Annotated in this window: 18 protein-coding genes and 2 pseudogenes; 15 read left to right on the forward strand and 5 right to left on the reverse strand. The window is 32.5% G+C overall.

The genetic code is table 11. From position 1 onward, the window contains the following. The first annotated feature begins 84 nt into the window (after positions 1-84). The 3 genes from M9897_00450 (at position 85) to M9897_00460 (ending at position 3662) form a co-directional block, all read left to right on the forward strand. A complete protein-coding gene (locus M9897_00450; protein MCO5267351.1) occupies positions 85-1935 on the forward strand; it encodes an ABC transporter ATP-binding protein/permease in 1851 nt (616 codons plus the stop codon). A 222-nt stretch (positions 1936-2157) separates the two neighbouring features. Next, positions 2158-2943, forward strand: coding sequence for a class I SAM-dependent methyltransferase (locus M9897_00455; GenBank protein ID MCO5267352.1), 786 nt, complete (start codon positions 2158-2160; stop codon positions 2941-2943). Further along, on the forward strand, positions 2922-3662 hold the full coding sequence (locus tag M9897_00460) for a glycosyltransferase (protein MCO5267353.1): 741 nt from the start codon (positions 2922-2924) through the stop codon (positions 3660-3662). Before M9897_00455 ends, M9897_00460 begins: the two co-directional genes overlap by 22 nt. 21 nt (positions 3663-3683) lie before the next feature. Here M9897_00460 and M9897_00465 read toward each other — a convergent pair whose 3' ends face one another. The 3 genes from M9897_00465 to M9897_00475 all read right to left on the reverse strand — a co-directional run bounded on the left by M9897_00465 (position 3684) and on the right by M9897_00475 (position 6276). Beyond that, positions 3684-4718 (reverse strand): PLP-dependent aminotransferase family protein, encoded by a 1035-nt coding sequence (locus M9897_00465; protein ID MCO5267354.1) that lies wholly within the window; start codon positions 4716-4718, stop codon positions 3684-3686. A 1-nt stretch (position 4719) separates the two neighbouring features. Further along, positions 4720-5691 carry an IS30 family transposase gene (locus M9897_00470; GenBank protein ID MCO5267355.1) on the reverse strand — a complete coding sequence of 324 codons (972 nt, stop codon included), beginning with the start codon at positions 5689-5691 and terminating at the stop codon, positions 4720-4722. Positions 5692-5787: 96 nt separating this feature from the next. Continuing rightward, on the reverse strand, positions 5788-6276 hold the full coding sequence (locus tag M9897_00475; protein MCO5267356.1) for a GntR family transcriptional regulator: 489 nt from the start codon (positions 6274-6276) through the stop codon (positions 5788-5790). Positions 6277-6559: 283 nt separating this feature from the next. Between M9897_00475 and M9897_00480 the strand changes: the two genes are divergently transcribed. From M9897_00480 to M9897_00500, 5 genes and pseudogenes are all read left to right on the forward strand, one after another. Beyond that, entirely contained in the window at positions 6560-7222 is a 663-nt protein-coding gene (locus M9897_00480; protein MCO5267357.1) for a C40 family peptidase, read from the forward strand. A gap of 165 nt (positions 7223-7387) precedes the next feature. After that, positions 7388-7777 (forward strand): annotated as a pseudogene (locus M9897_00485) (TonB-dependent receptor plug domain-containing protein). Beyond that, positions 7754-7852 (forward strand): annotated as a pseudogene (locus tag M9897_00490) (TonB-dependent receptor plug domain-containing protein). The pseudogenes M9897_00485 and M9897_00490 overlap by 24 nt, the downstream one beginning before the upstream one ends. A 165-nt stretch (positions 7853-8017) precedes the next feature. After that, the gene (locus M9897_00495; GenBank protein MCO5267358.1) at positions 8018-9250 is read left to right on the forward strand and encodes a TonB-dependent receptor; all 1233 of its coding nucleotides are present in this window, start codon (positions 8018-8020) and stop codon (positions 9248-9250) included. 135 nt (positions 9251-9385) lie between these two features. Next, a complete protein-coding gene (locus M9897_00500) occupies positions 9386-9865 on the forward strand; it encodes a hypothetical protein (GenBank protein MCO5267359.1) in 480 nt (159 codons plus the stop codon). A gap of 52 nt (positions 9866-9917) precedes the next feature. On the opposite strand, the gene M9897_00505 is transcribed toward M9897_00500, so the two are convergent. After that, entirely contained in the window at positions 9918-11153 is a 1236-nt protein-coding gene (locus M9897_00505; GenBank protein ID MCO5267360.1) for an IS4 family transposase, read from the reverse strand. A 413-nt stretch (positions 11154-11566) separates the two neighbouring features. On the opposite strand from M9897_00505, the gene M9897_00510 reads away from it, so the two are divergent. From M9897_00510 to M9897_00540, 7 genes are all read left to right on the forward strand, one after another. Then, entirely contained in the window at positions 11567-12427 is an 861-nt protein-coding gene (locus M9897_00510; protein ID MCO5267361.1) for a DNA/RNA non-specific endonuclease, read from the forward strand. A 72-nt stretch (positions 12428-12499) separates the two neighbouring features. Continuing rightward, the gene (locus tag M9897_00515) at positions 12500-13462 is read left to right on the forward strand and encodes a carboxymuconolactone decarboxylase family protein (GenBank protein MCO5267362.1); all 963 of its coding nucleotides are present in this window, start codon (positions 12500-12502) and stop codon (positions 13460-13462) included. A gap of 318 nt (positions 13463-13780) precedes the next feature. Beyond that, a complete protein-coding gene (locus M9897_00520; GenBank protein ID MCO5267363.1) occupies positions 13781-14089 on the forward strand; it encodes an MliC family protein in 309 nt (102 codons plus the stop codon). Positions 14090-14131: 42 nt separating this feature from the next. Next, positions 14132-15862, forward strand: a complete 1731-nt coding sequence (locus M9897_00525; GenBank protein MCO5267364.1) for a thiamine pyrophosphate-binding protein — start codon at positions 14132-14134, stop codon at positions 15860-15862. Between the two features lie 9 nt (positions 15863-15871). Further along, complete coding sequence (locus M9897_00530) at positions 15872-16345, forward strand: hypothetical protein (GenBank protein ID MCO5267365.1); 474 nt, start codon at positions 15872-15874, stop codon at positions 16343-16345. Between the two features lie 114 nt (positions 16346-16459). Further along, the gene (locus tag M9897_00535; protein MCO5267366.1) at positions 16460-17770 is read left to right on the forward strand and encodes a DNA cytosine methyltransferase; all 1311 of its coding nucleotides are present in this window, start codon (positions 16460-16462) and stop codon (positions 17768-17770) included. Beyond that, entirely contained in the window at positions 17754-18830 is a 1077-nt protein-coding gene (locus M9897_00540; protein ID MCO5267367.1) for an HpaII family restriction endonuclease, read from the forward strand. Before M9897_00535 ends, M9897_00540 begins: the two co-directional genes overlap by 17 nt. A gap of 102 nt (positions 18831-18932) precedes the next feature. On the opposite strand, the gene rpiB is transcribed toward M9897_00540, so the two are convergent. Next, positions 18933-19382, reverse strand: coding sequence for a ribose 5-phosphate isomerase B (gene rpiB / locus M9897_00545; GenBank protein ID MCO5267368.1), 450 nt, complete (start codon positions 19380-19382; stop codon positions 18933-18935). Positions 19383-19670 lie beyond the last annotated feature (288 nt).

The following is a 19670-nucleotide window of genomic DNA, read 5'->3' on the forward strand; positions in this document are numbered from 1 at the left end:
AATTATAAATGTACGATAGTTTCAATCCAATATTTTTTAGCTCTAACACAGTGTCCCGAAAATTAAATTTATATTTGTGGATAAATGAAGCAAATACTTACCATATTTAGAAAGTCTTTTATCTATAAGAGTCGTGTAATTCTCACAATTATATTCAATTTACTCTTTGTGATTTTTAATCTAATTTCCTTGGTATTGTTTGTGCCTTTTTTACAAGTTATTTTCCCAGCAGATGGTGATATTATTGTTCAAGCAAAACCTATCTTAGAAGGAGGTAAATTTTCAGATTACGTACATTATATTAGTGAATACTATAACTATTTCATGAGCTCTATGGCACATGATAGTCCAGAAAGAGCCTTACTTTTTGTGTGTTTTTCTGTCGTAATTGCTTTCTTTTTCAAAAATCTATTTCGTTATTTAGCTATTTACCATCAATCTCAACTACGTATGGCTGTTGTTCGAGATTATAGAGATGAGATGTTTGACAAAATTCTACGTTTACCTATTTCTTTTTTTACTGAAGAAAAAAAAGGAGATTTAATGTCACGCATGAACCGTGACGTGGATGAAATTGAGATTGCCGTTGTTTCTGTATTAGAATTAATCTTCCGTGATCCTATATCCGTAATTATTACAATTAGTGTATTAATTTATTGGAGTCCCCAGCTAACCTTATTTTCATTCATTTTATTACCTGTTTCTTCTTTCATAATCTCTCGCATAGGTAAAAGCTTAAAGAGAACTGCATCCAAAGGACAAAAACAATTAGGTGTCTTATTTTCCATTCTGGAAGAATATATTGGTGGAATACGAATTATAAAAGCGTTTAATGCGGAAGAAAGAGTTACTAATCACTTTAAAATAAATAACCTCCATCATCAAAAATTGGTTACACGCACCTTTCGTAAACGTGATTTATCTTCTCCACTCAACGAGTTTTTAGGTGCAATTGTATTAGTAATTATTGTCTGGTATGGAGGAACCATGATTCTCAATGGAAATGCAGATGAAGGGTTTACTGGGCGTGAATTTATTGGATTTATTATTGTGTTTTCACAACTGCTTGTTCCTGTACAAAGCATTGCCAAAAATGCAGCTTTTATGAGTAAAGCTAAAGCTAGCCAAGAGCGCATTGAAGAAATCATAGCCATTGAAGAAAAAATTACGGATCCTGAAAATCCGAAAGAAATTAAATCATTAGCACATAACATTGAATTTAAAAATGTCTCTTTTGCTTATCAGCAAGAAAATGTACTTAAGAACTTAAATTTTATAGTAGAAAAAGGAAAAACTATTGCTTTAGTGGGAGAGTCGGGAAGTGGAAAATCTACTATTGCTGATTTAGTTCCTCGTTTCTATGATGTAGTTGAAGGACAAATCTTATACGATGGAATAGATATTCGAGAATTTAAACTCTATGATTTAAGACAACAAATTGGCGTAGTAAACCAAGAATCCATTTTATTTAACGATACTGTTTTCAATAATATCGCATTTGGAGTAAAAAATGCAACCGAAGAAGAAGTAATACGAGCTGCTCAAATTGCGAATGCACATGATTTTATATCCAATCTAGAAAATGGATATAATACAAATATTGGAGAAAGAGGAAATAAACTATCCGGAGGACAAAAACAGCGAATTTCAATAGCTCGTGCTATTTTAAAAAATCCACCTATTATGATTTTTGATGAAGCTACTTCTGCACTTGATACAGAAAGTGAAAAAGTAGTACAAGATGCCTTGAATAACTTAATGAAAAACCGTACTTCGCTGGTAATTGCTCATAGACTCAGTACCATTAAAAATGCAGATTTAATTTTAGTACTTAGTAAAGGAGAAATTGTGGAGCGTGGCACACATGAAGAACTTTTTGCTAAAAAGGGAGTTTACCACAAGTTAAGCACCATGCAGGGAATTGAGTCAATTTAACCTGAAATAATCTAACTATATAAAGAGATTTCTATAGTTATTACTGCTTACAATAAAGGTTAGGATACTGAAAAACTATTTTGATGTAACACAGTTTCTTCATCTATAATTTGAACAACACGATATATATTCTCAAAAGATTCTATAACTGCATTTTTTTAAAAAAATAATGATAAAACCACTCTTTTCATTGTATACTTGTAACGAAATTGTGAATTACAAATGGATATTTGCGAAACAGCTACATTTAAAACAGGGGAATACGACCGCCATCCGTGGGAATTGGCACGACTAAAAGTAGTAGTTTCTTTTCTGCAACCATTGATTTCTAAACAACCTAATGCACGAATTCTCGACTTAGGGTGTGGCGATGTGTTTGTTGCTGAATCATTGTCTAACACATTTACTCAAACCACATTTAGTTGTGTAGATACGGCGTTTACCGAGGAGTATATCCAATATATTGAAAAACGAGTGGATAAACAACGTATTCAACTATTTTCATCGTTAAATGATGTTTCAAAAATTGTCGAAAACACAGTCGATATCGTTTTGCTTTTAGATGTTATCGAACACATCGAAGATGAAATTGAGTTTCTAAATAAACTTCGTCATTCAGGAATAATCAATGAACACACCAAAATTGTGATTACAGTTCCTGCATATCAATCACTTTTTAGCAACCATGATGTTTATTTAAATCATTTTCGTAGATATGACACTAAATTATTAGCAGAGCGGATAGGAAAAGCAGGATATGCCGTGGAAACTACTGGCTATTTCTTTTTTAGCTTGTTCTTAATACGAAAAGTGCAAAAATGGTTGCAGAAAGAAGGAGAGATAGATAATGAAAAGGGAATCGGAGCCTACACCTCAAAAGGATGGATGGACAGTATGGTTAAAAAAATATTATATTTAGACTTCGTAATAGGGAAAGCACTGCGGAAAACAGGCATTCGTCTTCCCGGGTTATCGTGTTTTGGAATATGTCGGATACAGCAATCATAATACCATGTTATAACGAAGCTCATCGTTTAAAAAGCTCTAATTTCCTAGATTTTCTATCAGAATATAAGGGTTTCTCCCTCTATTTTATTGATGATGGTAGCACCGACTCCACCCTTTCTCTATTGAAAGATTTAAAATCTAAAAATGAAGATAAAATTACAGTCTATCGGATAGAAAAAAATGGAGGAAAAGGAGAGGCTGTTAGAACAGGGATGATGTTGGCATATGAAACCGGACAGTACGCTCAAATTGGCTTCCTCGATGCTGATTTATCTACACCTTTATCGGAGTTTGTAAGTCTCACCTCCTTTTTAATTCAAACACATAAAAAAGCAGTGTTTGGTTCACGATTAAAAATCGGAGGAACAAGAATTGACAGATCACCTTTTCGACATATTGTGGGACGCTTTTTTGCTACGCTCATCAGCTGGACAATTAAAATTCCATTTTACGATACACAATGTGGAGCAAAAGTATTTGAAAGTATCACTGCGGCCAAAGTTTGTCAGAAACCATTTGTATCACGCTGGTTGTTTGATGTAGAAATTATTCTTCGCCTCAAAAAAATATGGGGAGAGGCTATCTTTAAGTACCTCCATGAATTTCCGCTTGGTGAATGGACACAAGTAGATGGTTCTAAAATATCCTTTCTGGACGGTGTTAAAATACCTTTTGAGCTACGAAAGATCAGAAAAAACGAAAACAATCCTGAAATATAAATGATCTAAATCTATATCCATCTAAGAGCTAACTAATTTCCTCCAATTGTCGTGTAGAATCGCCAAACTTTCAGCCATTTCTTGCTCATTTAAGCGACCAAAACCTAATTTTAATGCTGTAGTTTCTGCATTTTGATACATGCAAATTCGTGGAATAAATAAATCATCCTTCTGACATGCTTTTCCAAGTTGATGAAGCGAAATCGCTTGATTAAATTCAACCCAATAGGACAAACCTCCAACTGGTTTTTTATACCTTATTTCTTTTCCAAAATTGAAGCGTAACAATTCATCGAAACGCTCCAAACGTTTTTTGTAAATTTTATTGGCTTTACGAGCATAACGATGTATATCACCTTCTTTAATTATTTCAGCTAAAGCTTGCTCCAATATTATATCACCCTGTGGATATAATATTCCTAAATATTTCACAACCTCATCTATAAGCACTTGAGAAGCAAGCAAAAATTTCACTTGAAAAGCTGGAGGAAAATACGGTGCAAAACTTCCTAAATAAATGACTCTATTTTGAGTAGTTGCCATAGGATAATCAACAGTTGATTCAAAATAAAGCTCAGCATCAGCATCGTCTTCAATAATTAAAAATTCATACGTGTCTGCTAGATTTAACAATTCACTTCTTCGTTTGGATGACATTTTAACTGTGGTTGGATACTGGCACAGTGGATTTAGGTAAATACATCGAATTTGATTCTTTGAAAAATGCTTTTGAATGTAATCCACATCTATACCTTCATCGTCCACTGGTATTGGTTTAATCTGCGCTCCTGCTTGTTGGAATATCATATTTGCTCCAAAATAACCAAAAGACCCTGTTAATATTACATCTCCTGTCTTAATGAGCACTTGTGAAAGAATATAAATCAATAATTCTTTCGATTTTCCTGTAACTAATTGATCTTTTCCAATATGAAATCCCTGTGTTAAGTTTAGATAATAGGATAATTGTTCTTTAAAAAAGGTATTTCCATGACGTGAATAATCACCTAGTTGTTGAAGAATAGATTTTCGTTGGAAAGCATTGGCTAGATTCAAGTCACAAACGCAACTTTTGGTTAAACAATAACTTATTCATTACAAATATAGGATTTTCAAAATGAAAACGCTTTCTTGGTCTTGAATTTAATTTCTTTTCAATCTGTTTGATTTGCTCCATTGTAATGACTGTAAAATCTGTTGATTTCTTAAAATATTGTCTTATTAATCCATTTAAGTTTTCATTAGAACCACGTTCCCACGAATGATATGGACGAGCAAAAAAGTAATCAATATTTAACTCTTCAGCAACAAACTCATGATAAGCAAACTCCTTTCCATTATCGGCTGTTATGGTTTTCAGATAAGGTTTCCAATCTTCCAATTCTCCTACCAAAGCATTTGCAACTACTTCTGCCTGTTTAGACTTTACTTTTCTCATTTTCAGCATTCCCGAAGCTCTATCGCAAATGGTAAGAATTGCTTGATTATGATTTTTACCAATGATTAGGTCTATTTCTAAATCTCCAAATCTACCTCTCTCCTCAACAATTTTAGGTCGCTTTTCTATCCCAACCCTGTTTTTAATAATACCTCTATTGTCTTTAGTATTTCCTCGTTTTCTGTATCTTCGACCTTGATTTCTAAGGTGGGCGTAAAGTTTGCCTTTTCGCTTCTTATCAGCCCATATATGTTGGTATATGCGCTCGACAGAAACGGTGTCTTCATTTTGTTTTTTTAGAGTTCCAACAATTTGTTCAGGGCTATAATCTTTCTTAAGTAATGTTTCTACATTCTGTCTAATCTCGGGAGTAAACCGAATTTTCTTTGGTTTCTCCTTTTGTCTTTTTTCATATTTTCGTTGAGCTAAATCATAACGATATTCACCAGAACGCCTGTCTTTATTTCGTTTCAACTCTTTACTAACAACGGATTTATCTTTGCCGATAGCTAGAGCAATATCTTTTTGTTTATATCCATTGCGTTTCATTACATCAATTGTGTATCTTTGTTCTAAGGTTAAATGACTCATATTTTGCAACTTTTGGTCGAGGACACAAAGTAAAGGAAATTTATCCGTTTCGAGCGAAGGGACATTTTTTTGTCCTTTCGTTTGAAAAAAATTAATTTATGCCCTCAAAAAGTTGCATTTATTAGTTGAATTCAAGTTGTTATAAAAACGATACAGTTCTTTTGTATTAAAAAGTCGAATATCAGTATGTCCATCATCAAATTGTAAACGGCAATCAGTTTTTTCAAAAGGAGAAGATAATGTATAGGATGAATCTAACCTAAAATCTATCGTTTTTGTGGGTTTTTTATCATTTTTGGATGATTTTAGATGATTTTTACTTAAAACTTGTGGATTTTTTGTGAAAATCCCCACATTTGGAATAATTTCTACCCAACCTTGAGCTTGCAATTCTTGAAAAGCCGCAACAACCGTTTTCCGATGGACTTTAAGTTCCTGACTAATTACACGTGTTCCTGGAAGTTTCGTATCAACAACTATTAACCCCCTTTGAACAGCTTGAATAAATTGATACGCTATTTGAAGAAAAATGGCTTCCGATTTTCGGCGATCTATTCGTATAAATTCGTTGAAAGGAACAAACATGTATTCTCTAAAATTTGATGCTAAGTTAATAATTGCTGAAGTATATTTAAATAAATTTTGTTTGTAGTCAGTCCTCGATACAATTTTTCGAAGAAAAATCACTCGGCCTGACAACATAGTCTCTGTAACACACCTATTTTAACAATGTGATAATAATAATTTAACATTTCTTAAATATTAGCTAGCTCATACAGCTGTATATTTGTACCTTTAAAACTAATAACTATTGAATTTAAACAGAATTCATAGCCTTTTTTTAAGCACTTGCTTGAGCATCGTATGGATGACTCTTATAGTTGGAATTAGTTATAGCCAATCTCAGTTACCTAGTTATCAAATTGATGACAAAGAAAATCCATTAATGTATTCACTACCTAGTAATGCTGATACTATAAATCCCTTTGAATTACTAGCTCCTATTCAAGCTATAGACAATGATACGAACCAACTGGATTGTTCACTTGAAGAATTAAAAGAGGAACAAATAAGAGAGGAAAACTATCAATTTAAAATAGATGATATTCTTAATGCAGGAATGACATACTTAGGTAAGCCATACAGATATCCGTTAAAAAATGGCCAAATCTTAGATTGTTCTGGATTATTGTATCAGATTCATGGAGAGTTTAACGTTCAACTTCCAAGAACATCTCGGGATATGGCACAATATGTTCAGATTATTCCAACTGAAGAAGCTAAAGAAGGAGATTTAATGTTTTTTAAAGGAAGAAAAGGTGATAGAATTGGACACGTCTCTATGATTGTTTGTGTTGAAAACGATACAATTACCATGCTTCACAGTAGTTCTAGCAGAGGAGTAATCGTTGAAAAATTTAATGAAAACACTTATTTTAAAAAACGATTCGTTTCCATCGGACGAATTCCTGCTGATTTGTATGTTCAAACACCTGTTTCTGTAGAAGAAAAAGAGGAAGACTACAGATAATCACATCTATTTCAAGATCATCCTCAACCCTATATTTTCTTTTATTGATTGGAGAAAAGTCCAAAAATATATGTTAATATTACCGGACTATCGTAAATATAATTACCGGACCACCTAAGTTGATTTAAAACAAACCATCTTTGCGGTAATTAAAATTTAGTTTCTATGAAAAAACATATATTATTCTCAATTACAATAGTCTTCTTAGCCTTTATTACCAATGCACAAGAACCTCAAGATACTACACAATTAGAAGAAATTACTATTCATGGAAATCGTATTACTACTCCTATAAAAGAAGCAACTAATGATATACAGATTCTAACTAGTGAGCAAATCAAGCAACTACCCGTACAAACAATTAATGAGCTTTTAGCATTTGTTGGAGGGGTAGATATTCGCCAGCGAGGACCTTTTGGAACACAGGCTGATATTAGTCTAGACGGAGGTACATTTGAAGAAACGCTCATTTTATTAAATGGAATTAAATTAATTAATTCACAAACAGCTCATAATATGTTAAACCTACCGATACCCCTGGAGGCTATCGATAGAATTGAAATAATTCGTGGTGCCGCTTCTCGTATATATGGTATTAATGCGATTACAGGTGTTGTTAACATAATTACAAAATCTTCTGAAAAATCCTTCGTAGAAACTAATATCTATGCTGGTTCTGGTTTCCAAAATCAAGATCCTGCTGAAGGAAAAGGAATGTATGTAGGTGGGGGTGTTGAAGTAACCGGAAACGTTGGAACTGAAAAACAACAACATTTATTTTCTGTTGGACAAACAATGACGAATGGACAACGCTATAATAGCGCCGGACAACAAACACAGCTTTTCTATCTCGGAAATGTAAATTTTAACAGCAAACACTCTCTACAACTATTAGGTGGATATAATCACAATAGCTTTGGTGCCAATGGTTATTATGCTGCTCCGGGAGATATCAATTCCATGGAAATTGTGGAAACAGCTTTAGTTAGTTTATCTTCCAAACACCAGTTTGGAAAATTTACTCTCTCCCCTCGAATCAGTAATCGCTACGATGAAGATGATTACCGTTATATAAAAGATAAACCAACTATCGGACGTTCTAAGCACTATACAAATGCATTAATGGTTGAAGCAAACGGAAGCTTAAAAATAAAGATTGGGGAATTTGGTTTAGGTTGGGAATCTCGTTTTGAAATGATTAACAGTACCAATATTGGAACACATGACCGTAACAATCATGGAATTTATGTAGAATATAAAGGTGTTTTTTGGAATAAGCTTTATGCGAATACTGGAGTGTATGTAAATTACAACTCAAGTTTCGGATGGCAAGTCTACCCTGGAGTTGATCTAGCTTATCGTTTTCTACCTCATTGGAAAATTATTGCAAATGCTGGTTCGGGTCAACGAATTCCTTCTTTTACTGATTTATACCTAAACCAACTCCCTGGAAATATTGGAAATCCTTTATTAATGCCAGAAAACGCATGGAATTTTGGAGGTCATATTCAATATGCTACACAAAAAATTACAGCTGAAATCGGTTATTTCTACAGAGACATTACAAGTTTTATAGATTGGGTAAGAGATTCTATCACTCAACCTTATTCTCCTATAAATTATGGTCACATGAATATTCATGGTGTGTTTGCAAGAATACAACAAAGTTTTGTTATTAAAAATGATCACAAATTGGGATATTTTATTCGCTATAACTACTTACAACCAAGTCAGCGTTCTTTGAATGGAAAAATATCAAAATATGTATTAGAATCACTTAAACATCAACTGATGGCAGGTGTTCATTATAGCTACAAATTTTTCTCTCTACAGGTAACAAATCGTTGGATAGAACGCGAATTGAATACACCATATAACGTATTAGATGCCCGAGTTGCCTTCCAAATTAAGAGCTTCCAAATTTACGCGGATGCAAGTAATTTATTAAACTCAAATTACATCGAAGCGGGGGCTGTACCAATGCCTACCAGATGGTTTAAACTAGGGTTGAAATATAGATGGAAATAGGTATAAGTTACCCTAATATTTATTAAATCTTTTCCCTCATTTTAACAAATTAGTTGAATCATTCAAGATTTTTTATAAAATTTTTCAATAGCTTAGCTGTAATTAAATATTAGGTTTTGCACACTATAATAGCTTATGAGAATACTACTTATACTTACATTCCTACTATTTTCTTCATGTCTATATTCACAAGAAGAACATCTTGCGTTACAAAATGAACGTATCTATCAACTAGGAGGTTATTATGGAAATGGGTATACTCCTTGGATAAAAGAAGCAAATCCAATGTATTATTTAGGAATACGCGCTCATCTTCCTTATAAGAAACATAGATTTAGAAGAAGTGAGGTTTATTTACAATTTAGTGGGATTTTCAGCTCTAATAAATCGAGCATAAATGAAAACCCAAGTTCTTACAATAATGTTCGTCAAACTATCAGGAAAGATCAATCTGTTTTTGCAGATATTGGTACAAAAATTCAATTTAAAGCAGTTAATTATTATCGATTTAGGTTTTATGTATCGCCATTTATAGGAGCAGGATGGGTTTTATATACAGGAGCATCTATTACAAAGCATATTTATAATGATCCACATTCATCCGAAAGTTTTTAAAAATCTTGATAATTCCTTCTATATCTTAGTAAAATCGTCATTATATCGGGTTTTATTGAGAAAATAAGTCATATTGATCAAATATTTTAGGAGGTTTATCTCTTTTAATTTTCTTAGCGCCTTCAGAAATTGAGTCACACACATAATTCAAGGAGAGATAAAAAGGTAAACAAATTCTGATTTTTTCGACAAAATTAGAGAATGACTGTACTTTCTTTTTTGTGGTTCTACGAATCAATTCAAGTATAAGATATGAAATTAGAGCAATGTAAATTTGTGATTTTACAGCATTTTCACTCGTTCCAATAAATGTCTTTAATTGTAGATTTTGTTTAATTGCTTTGAAAAAGAGTTCAATATCCCATCGTTTCTTATACAAATCAGCGATTGTCCTAGCTTTCCATTCTAATTGATTTGTTATAATTTCAATTACTTTGTTTTCATCTGGTTTGTAAACATGTACTAATCTCAAATAATGCTGGTCGATACCACAATCTTTCGATTTCTGACCAGAAAGTTTGATAATTTCATCTTTTAAGATATCTTGATCATCGACTTCGGGTAATTCTATTTCTTGAATGGTTTCATAAACAGTGTTGTTTTTTATTCTTGTAACAAAAACATTTTCTGCTTGTATTCGATTTAACATTAATTGAAAATCAAAATAGCCTCTGTCCTCAACGATTATGGTGTTTTTTGGAAAAATAAGTTGAGATAAACCATAGCGATCATGCATTTTGGCTTCAGTTATATTTATCATATCAGGAATCATTAAATAATCATCCCAACAAGTGTGGATTTTAATTCCTCCTTTAGCTGTCCGAAATTTTGCCCAATCAAACATCGATAAACAGAGGCTAATTGTGGTGCTATCAATGAGTTTAATTTTTTGGTCTTTAATTTCCTCAATGATTTTGCTTTGATGTTTAGTTGCTAAAATGCGTTCATAGTGTTTTAAGAGTCTAAAATATAGCGTTTCATAGATTTTCCAATTCCGCTTTTTATTACCGTCGCTCATTGTTGAACGTGCAGGACTTTGTAATAAGCCTAAGTCCTTAATATACGTCTCATTCACACCTAAACCAATAGAAATATCGCTTAATGTTAAACATTTATTCAGCTGTCCGAAAGTCATTGCCACAAACTGGTCGTAAGTTTTATATTTACTACAGCCTTTGTCACCTTGAAACTGTTTGGAGCAAGCCTCCAACATCCAACGAGGTACGAAATCTATTATTTGGCGAATTAAAGGTTTGTTATTATTTTTGCATCGTCTGAAAAGTCCCATAAAATTTGTTTTTTAGTCGAAACCAAAAATAAAGGATTTTTCAGACATTTTTTTAAATTTCAAACTTTCGGATAGTTGTGATAATGATCCTTCAAATAATTCAAGTGATTATTATGTTGAAAAAAAGAATTATAATTTTTACAGCCAAATTGGCGGAAGTGGGTTTACATTCAATTTTGGATTGAGTTTAGACCATGAATTTCGGCTTTCTGAAAATATGTTCTTAAATGTCGATATTCAACCTTTAAGGCCAACACTCATACCAGCGAGTCCAACAATACTAAATTGGAAAGGTAGATTGGAATTATATATCACTATCGGTGTATCTTGGAAGATTAAGGAAAGAGAGGATTAAACTCCCTAAATTTTTATTTTCTTTGGCGTTTAATAACAAAAATTTAAAGCACACAATTATGAAAAAACTATTTTTTATACTATCTATTCTCGGTCATTCTATTTCTTTTTCACAAGATAGTCAGACTGACTACTCTCTGGTTAATGAACAGTCGACCTGTATGGAATATCTTCTACCATTATTTACTATCCATGGTGTACCAAAAAATCAAAATGAAAATGATACACTTTCAATACTAATCAATCATGGATATTGCGTTGGTTATTCAACAAAATATAATCAACCTCGTTGGGTGGCATATCAAGTTTCAAATGCAAAACAAGATGTAGATTATAGTCGTTTTCCATTTTTTGTAGATGATACTCGATTAAATCCAGAAAATAGAATTGGTAGCGAAACATTTGGTGGTGGTTATGATTTGGGACATCTTGCACCAAACGCTGCTATCAATAGACAATATTCAAAGCTTTCTCTGATGGAAACCTTTTTAATGAGTAATATCTCTCCTCAAACAGCCGATCTAAATAGGGGTGTTTGGCAAAAATTAGAAGCAAAAATTTATACCGATTATATCAGTGAAAAAGAACATCTATGGGTAATCATTGGTCCTGTTTTTTCAGAAAACCCTGAATATATTACCCGAAAAAATAAAACAAAAGTTGCAATTCCAGAAGCCTTTTATTGTATTCTAATTAGACCTAGAGTATATCCTTATGATTCACCTGGAAATTCGGATTACTTAACCTTTTTGTTTCCCCAACAAATTGATAGAAAACAGCCTATTGATGTTCAGTTTCTAACAAATATCAATGAAATTGAATGCAAAACAAAACTCAATTTTTTTCCAAATCTAACAAAGACAATGGAAAAGAAAATAGAAGAAAAAATAGCTACCGAATTGTGGGAAATTAGTGAGTAAATGAACTGTGTTCGATTTTATTTGTTAAAATAATAGAATAGAAAAGTAAATTTAATTCCTAAAAAAACTATAATGAAAATATATATTCAATCCATTGCCATGGGTGTATTGCTCTTATTGGCATTCAATACTTCTTTACTTGGACAAAGTAAAAAAATTGCAAAAACTGAAGGGTTTATCACTAATTTCGAACAAGCTAAAAAAGAAGCTGCCGCTTTAAATCAACCTATTTTTGCTTTCTTTACTGGAAGTGATTGGTGTTATTGGTGTAAGAATCTTCAAGCTGAAGTGCTGTCAACTCCAGCATTTAAGGATTATGCAAAACAAAATTTCGTACTTTTTGAAGCAGATTTTCCTCAAAAAATAGCACAAAGTGAAGATTTAAAAAAACAAAATAAAGAGCTGGCCGAAAAATATAATGTTACTGGTTTTCCTACTGTATTCTTAATGGATGCATCTGGAAAAGTTAAAGTAAAATCTGGTTATCGTCCAGGTGGTCCTGAAAACTACATTAAAGAACTCAACGATGCATTAGCGGAAGGAAAAAGCTCCACATCACAAGATATGATTGTGGGATGTGGTTATACAGCTAATACTCGTATCGATTATGTAACTGCTGCTCCAGAATGTGTAAAAGCACTTTATAATATTGAAGAATATCTTGGAAAATGCGGTATAGAACAAACTTTATTAACCCTTATTCGCTCTCGTGTCTCTCAAATTAACGGTTGCGCTTACTGTTTAGATGGACACACAAAAGAAGCACATGACCAGAAAATAGATGATCAACGAATTTATTTACTCCCTGTCTGGAGAGAAGCTCCGTGTTATACAGATAGAGAAAGAGCAGCTTTAGCTTGGGCAGAAGCATTGACTTTATTACCTCAAAATGAGATAGGAGATGAATTATATAATAAAGTTAGACGCTACTTTAATGAAAAAGAATTAGTAGATTTAACCTATGCAATTATCTCTATTAATAGTTGGAATCGTTTAGCTATATCCATGAGATCACCTGTGGGTGAAGGTTGGTAATTTTAATATAATTTAACCTATTATGTATTTAGAATAAAATACAGATTATGTTGTCAGTCTTCGATACCCTTCGGCATGCTCAGGACATGCAATTTTCTCCTATCGTCGAAAACCACTCAGTCTGACAATTCATAGAGAGGGCAGGGCGGTCGGCTTTGCCGACCGATAGTAGCCCATCACAGTTGTCATCCCGAGAACCTTGGTTGCTCGGGATCTATTTGTAAATTATATTTTTTAACTTTACAAATAAAATACATTGATTGATTATCAATGTATTTGTTTTTTATTAATACATAATGAGTAATTTTAATATAATTTATGAAAAAGTTAATTTTTATCTTGGTATTCATTTGTTCAATATACGCTTGTGAATCGAATGAGCCTGAAATCAATTCGTCTGGCGAAATTGTTTCATTGATATATACTGATGCAAAAGAGCAACAACTTCATTTAGTTTTTGATAATTCAAAAGACATAGTTACTATCACATTTAATGGAGATGTGGCAGAACTACCAAGTCAAAAAGCAGCTTCTGGAATTTGGTATGAAAATGATCAATACGAACTAAGAGGAAAAGGAGAACATATTACACTTTACAAAGACAAAAAAATTGTTTTTGAAAATTAGTACTTTTAAAATCTTAACTTAGTAAGGTATTTTTCACAATTTATGAAACTAACCGGAGCTCAAATAGCAGTAAAAGCACTCGAAAACCTCGGGATTAAATATACCTTTGGTATCCCTGGTACGCATACTACTGAAATTTATGACGCGCTTACACACTCCAAACAAATTGAACCTATTTTAGTTGCGCATGAAGCTGGTGGTGCTTTTATGGCTGATGCAATTTCTAGAACTTCAGATTCTGTGGGTTGCTTAATGATTGTTCCAGCAGCTGGCTTGACACACGCTTTGAGTGGAATTGGAGAGGCTTATTTGGCTGGTATTCCTATGATTGTCATTTCAGGTGGCATTCGTAGAGATACAGGAAAACACTATCAGTTACACCAAATTGATATGCAACCTATTGCTAAAAATGTCACCAAAGCACAATACCTCATCGAAAAATCAGAAGATATTCCTGCTATTCTATACGAAGCATATAATGTTGCTTTGAGTGGGGAACCCGGGCCTGTATTCGTTGAGATCCCAGTGGAAATTATGATGTTTAGCTCAGATTTAAAAGAAATTCCTGCGTATGTACCAAACATCATTCGTCCAAGCTTAGATAAAACAAAAATTAGTCAAGCAGTTGAACTACTAAAAGCTGCTAAAAATCCTTATTTATTCTTAGGTTGGGGAGCTAAAGACGCACAAGAGTATTCTATTAAAATCGCTGAAAAACTTCAAGCACCCGTTTCTGTTACCATGCAGGGAAAGAGTGTTTTTCCTAATAATCATTCGCTGTTTGCAGGATGTTTCCTTGGGAAAAGTGCCCAGCCATCAGGAAGGGAAACCTTTAAAAAACACGATGCTTTATTGGCTGTAGGTTGTCGATTTTCAGAAATTTCCACAGGAAGTTACGGAATTGAAGCACCAAAAAATTTAATTCACATCGATATCAATAAAGAAGTTTTTGATAAGAATTACCCCACAACACTTGCTATCGAAGGAGATGCAACTGAAGTATTAAAAGCTATCTGGGAGGAATTAAAAGATGTAGAAATTTCAAACGACAACACCCAAATTGCTGGCAAAATTCAACAACTAAAAACAGATTATTTCAATGAGTGGTTAGGTAAGAAACAAAACGATAAAGTGTCTCCTGGTTATTTCTTTGATTATCTAAATAAACATGCAGGTGATGACAGTATTGTAGTTTTAGATGATGGTAATCATACCTTTTTAGCTTGTGAATTACTAACAACAGTAAAACCTGGTCATCTGATTTCTCCAACTGATTTCAATTGTATGGGATATTGCATTCCAGCTGCTATCGCTGCAAAATTAGCTAATCCCGAAAAACGTGTGATTGCTATTACGGGAGATGGTGCATCTCAAATGACAGGGTTGGAATTAATCACTGCAAAAACATATGATGTTGCTCCTATCGTATGTGTTTTTAACGACGGAGAACTCGGACAAATTGCTCAATTTCAGGAAATACCTTTAAAAATTAAAGCTAATTCGATTATCGGTCATTTGAATTTTGAAGGACTTGCTTTAGCAACAGGTTGTGAATATCTTCATTTAGGAAATGATAATCAGATAGATGGAATTATGCAAACTGCTTTTGAATTTGCAAATAAAGGCAAAGCTGTTTTAGTTGATGTAACAATTGATTACAGTAAAAAAACAGCTTTTACAAAAGGAGTTGTTAAAACTAATTTGTCGCGTTTCCCACTGGGAGAAAAAATACGTTTTATTGCCAGAGCTGTTAAAAGACATACCATAGGATAAAATTTAAGTATGAGAAAAGTTGAATACACACTACTTGGAATTACCATTCTTGCTCTGTTTTTAAAAATACAATTCGTGCCGGGTGGAGCATCCTTACTTGTGCTTTCAGCCTCTACGCTGACTATCTTTTATTATATGTATGCTCCCTTATTGTTTACAGATATATGGAACGAAAAATTTGATTTTTCTCAGATTTCTGCTCAACAAATAAAGACGGACAATAAGCGGTTTTCAACTATTCTAACTCTAAGCAGATGGGTACTTTCTATGATTATTTTGGGTGTTTTATTTAATTTACAATATTGGCCAGGAGGAAGACTGCTTTTAACAATAGGACTTATAGCTGCTGTAATTACGTATTACCTCATCCGTAATAGTAAATTTGAAAACAAAGAGAAATATGGTCAACGTGTAAATAACCGTTTATTGGCTTTTACCTTAATTGGAATGATAATTATTAGTAAGTTAAATGGCTTTATTTGATAGGTAAAACATCAAATAGAGCCAATGATTCAAGTTATTTATAAATAAAACCAATTCCCTATCTTTGTAATTGAAAATGATTTGTTATCTTGTATTGTTGAAATGAAGGTAGAAATGAAAGCGTTAGAGATAAACAGTAAGATTCAAAAAATATTGTCATCAAGTAAACTTGATAATACAAAGTTTAGGAAGAATGTTATAGAAAAAGACAATAAAGAAAACCTTGAAGCAGCATTTACTCACTTTCTACATAATTCTAAAAATGGTCATTCAAAAACATATAAAAAAGACGCTCTAAATTTCTCAAAAAGAGTTTTAGAATACGAATACCCTGAGGAAAAAATAACAATGAAAGTAGCCGAAGAAGCTCTACAATATGGGCTTTTTGAAACTTTTGATATTCCTTTCTTACCAAAAGAAAACCCTAATTTTACATTCATAGATTTGTTTGCAGGAATTGGTGGATTTCGACTTGCCTTGCAAAACTTGGGTGGTAAATGTGTATACACAAGCGAATGGGATAAATATTCGCAAAAAACATACCGAGCAAACTTTGGAGAAACCCCATTTGGAGATATTACTAAAGAAGAAACAAAGTCATATATTCCAGATGATTTTGATGTTCTTTGCGCAGGTTTTCCCTGTCAAGCTTTTTCAATTGCAGGAAAAAGAGGTGGTTTTGAAGATACCAGAGGAACATTATTTTTTGATGTTGCAGAAATTATTAAAAGGAAACAGCCAAAAGCTATTTTTCTTGAGAACGTAAAAGGACTTAGAAATCATAAAGGAGGGAAAACATTAGCAACAATACTTAATGTTTTAAGAAATGATTTGGGATATTTTGTGCCCGAACCACAAATTGTAAATGCAAAAAACTTTGGTGTTCCGCAAAATAGAGAACGTATTTTTATAACTGGTTTTCATCCAAGTACTGGAATTAATAAGTTTTCTTATCCTAAACCTACAAATAAAAAAATAACATTTGCAGATATTAAGGAGGAAAAAGTACCTGACACAAAATATTATCTTTCTACTACCTATATAAAAACACTTAAAGAACATAAGGCAAGGCATGAAAAAAAAGGTAATGGCTTTGGATATGAAGTTATTCAAGATACTGAAATTGCAAATGCGGTAGTTTGTGGAGGAATGGGAAGAGAGCGAAACTTAGTATTGGATTTTAGAATTATGGATTTTACTCCTACAACTAATATTCTTGGAAAGGTAAATCGTGAAGGGATTAGAAAAATGACTCCAAGAGAATGGGCAAGATTGCAAGGTTTTCCTGATAATTTTATAATCCCTGTTTCTGATGCACAAGCATATAAACAATTTGGAAATTCTGTCGCTGTTCCTGCAATACAGGCAATGGCAAAACAAATTTTAGAAACCTTAGATATAAAGATTGATGATAACAGGAAATAAAGGAGAATGGAGTGAAATTTATACACTTTTAAAAATAATTTCTGATAAAGAGTTACATGGAGGAGATGGATCTCTAAATAAAATCGAATCTTTAATATTTCCAATCATTAAAGTCCTTAGAGACGAATCAAACGGAACTTTTGAATTTGGATATCAAGACGATTTAGTTATCATTAAAAATAATGAAGATATATTTAAAATCTCCATCTTAGACTTTCATAAACAAGCTCATTTTCTATTATCAAAATTACAAGGAAAAACAGAAAGAACATTTTCAGTACCAGAAGTTGAAAAATTCATCAATTCATTTAATAGCAAAACTCTAAAAGCAAAATCTACATTAAAAAGCGACATTCGTGTAGTAATTCATGATCAAAGGACTGGTGTTAATCCAGAATTAGGATTTAGTATAAAATCAAAATTAGGAAGCCCATCAACCTTACTAAATGCTGGAAAAACAACCAACTTTATTTATGAGATTGAAAATACTTCTTTTACTTCTGTCGAAATAGAAGAAATAAACTCTATAAGTTCAGCAAGTAAAATTCAGGATAGAATTCAAAGAATAATAGACAAAGGTGGACTTATTAATTTTAAAAACCTTGAAAATAGTATTTTTGAAAATAATCTCACACTAATTGACAGTTCATTAACAAGAATAGCATCTGAATTATTAATTATATTTTTTACATCTAATACATCAAAAATAAATGAACTTGTCGCATCGGTTGCAACTAAAAACCCTATTGGATATAACATAGACAATAAACATCCATTTTATGAATACAAAGTAAAAAAATTACTTACAGATATAGCCTTAGGTATGACACCTGCTACAGTATGGAATGGAACATTAGATGCTACAGGTGGATATTTAATTGTCAAAGAAGATGGTGACATTTTATGCTATCACATCTACAACAGAAACCAGTTTGAGGACTATTTATTTAAAAATACAAAATTAGAAACAGCAAGCAGTCAAAGACATGGGTTTGGTACAATTTACAAGGAACAAAATAAGTTTTATTTTAAATTAAATCTTCAAATTAGATTTTTATAAAGAAGATATCAGACTATAACACACCTTCTATAAAAAGCAACATATTTATACTGTTAGTTAGTGGATATTAAATACTATCTTTAGTAATATATATTAGCCTTTCTAACAATGTCCACACGCAATTTTATCCACTCTTCGTTGGTGGCGACCACCCTCAAAAGCTGTGTTTAAAAAGATTTCTACAAATTTAATTCCCTCCTCTTTAGAAATAAATCTACCAGGTAAAGCAATAATATTTGCATCATTATGTTGACGAGCTAAGGCAACAATTTCTTCGTTCCAACACAAGGCACCGCGAATTCCTTGGTGCTTATTTACCGTCATATTGATACCATTTCCACTTCCACAAATCACGATTCCTAAAGTTCCTGGATTATTTAGAACGTGCTCTGCTACCGGATGACCATAGTCGGGATAATCAATACTGTCTTCTGAGTAAGTACCGTAATCCTTAAACTGATAGCCTAATTTCGAAAAATATTCCTTCACAGCTTCTTTTAATTGAAATCCAGCGTGATCAGCGCCAATAGGGATAATGATAGATTTGTCCATAACGAATTTTTTACAAAGGTAAGCATTAAATCCACTATCAACAAAGACTAAAACTTATCAACTTTCACATTTTTTCAACATTCTAAAACAAGGAAAATACACGATTTTAGAAATAAAGTTATAGACAGTTTTATTAATAATTTGTTTGCTGATTGTTGATTACTTTCAATAAAATTTACTTGATATTCTCATTTAATTGTCCATCCAAATCTGAAATGAAAAAAGCAAGAGGAATTTATTATTTCTTATTGTAATTTATGCACATCAAAAAATGATAAAAAGTCGATT

Origin of the sequence: Brumimicrobium sp. (assembly GCA_023957385.1) — a bacterium.
In the GTDB taxonomy this organism is placed as follows: domain Bacteria; phylum Bacteroidota; class Bacteroidia; order Flavobacteriales_D; family Crocinitomicaceae; genus Brumimicrobium.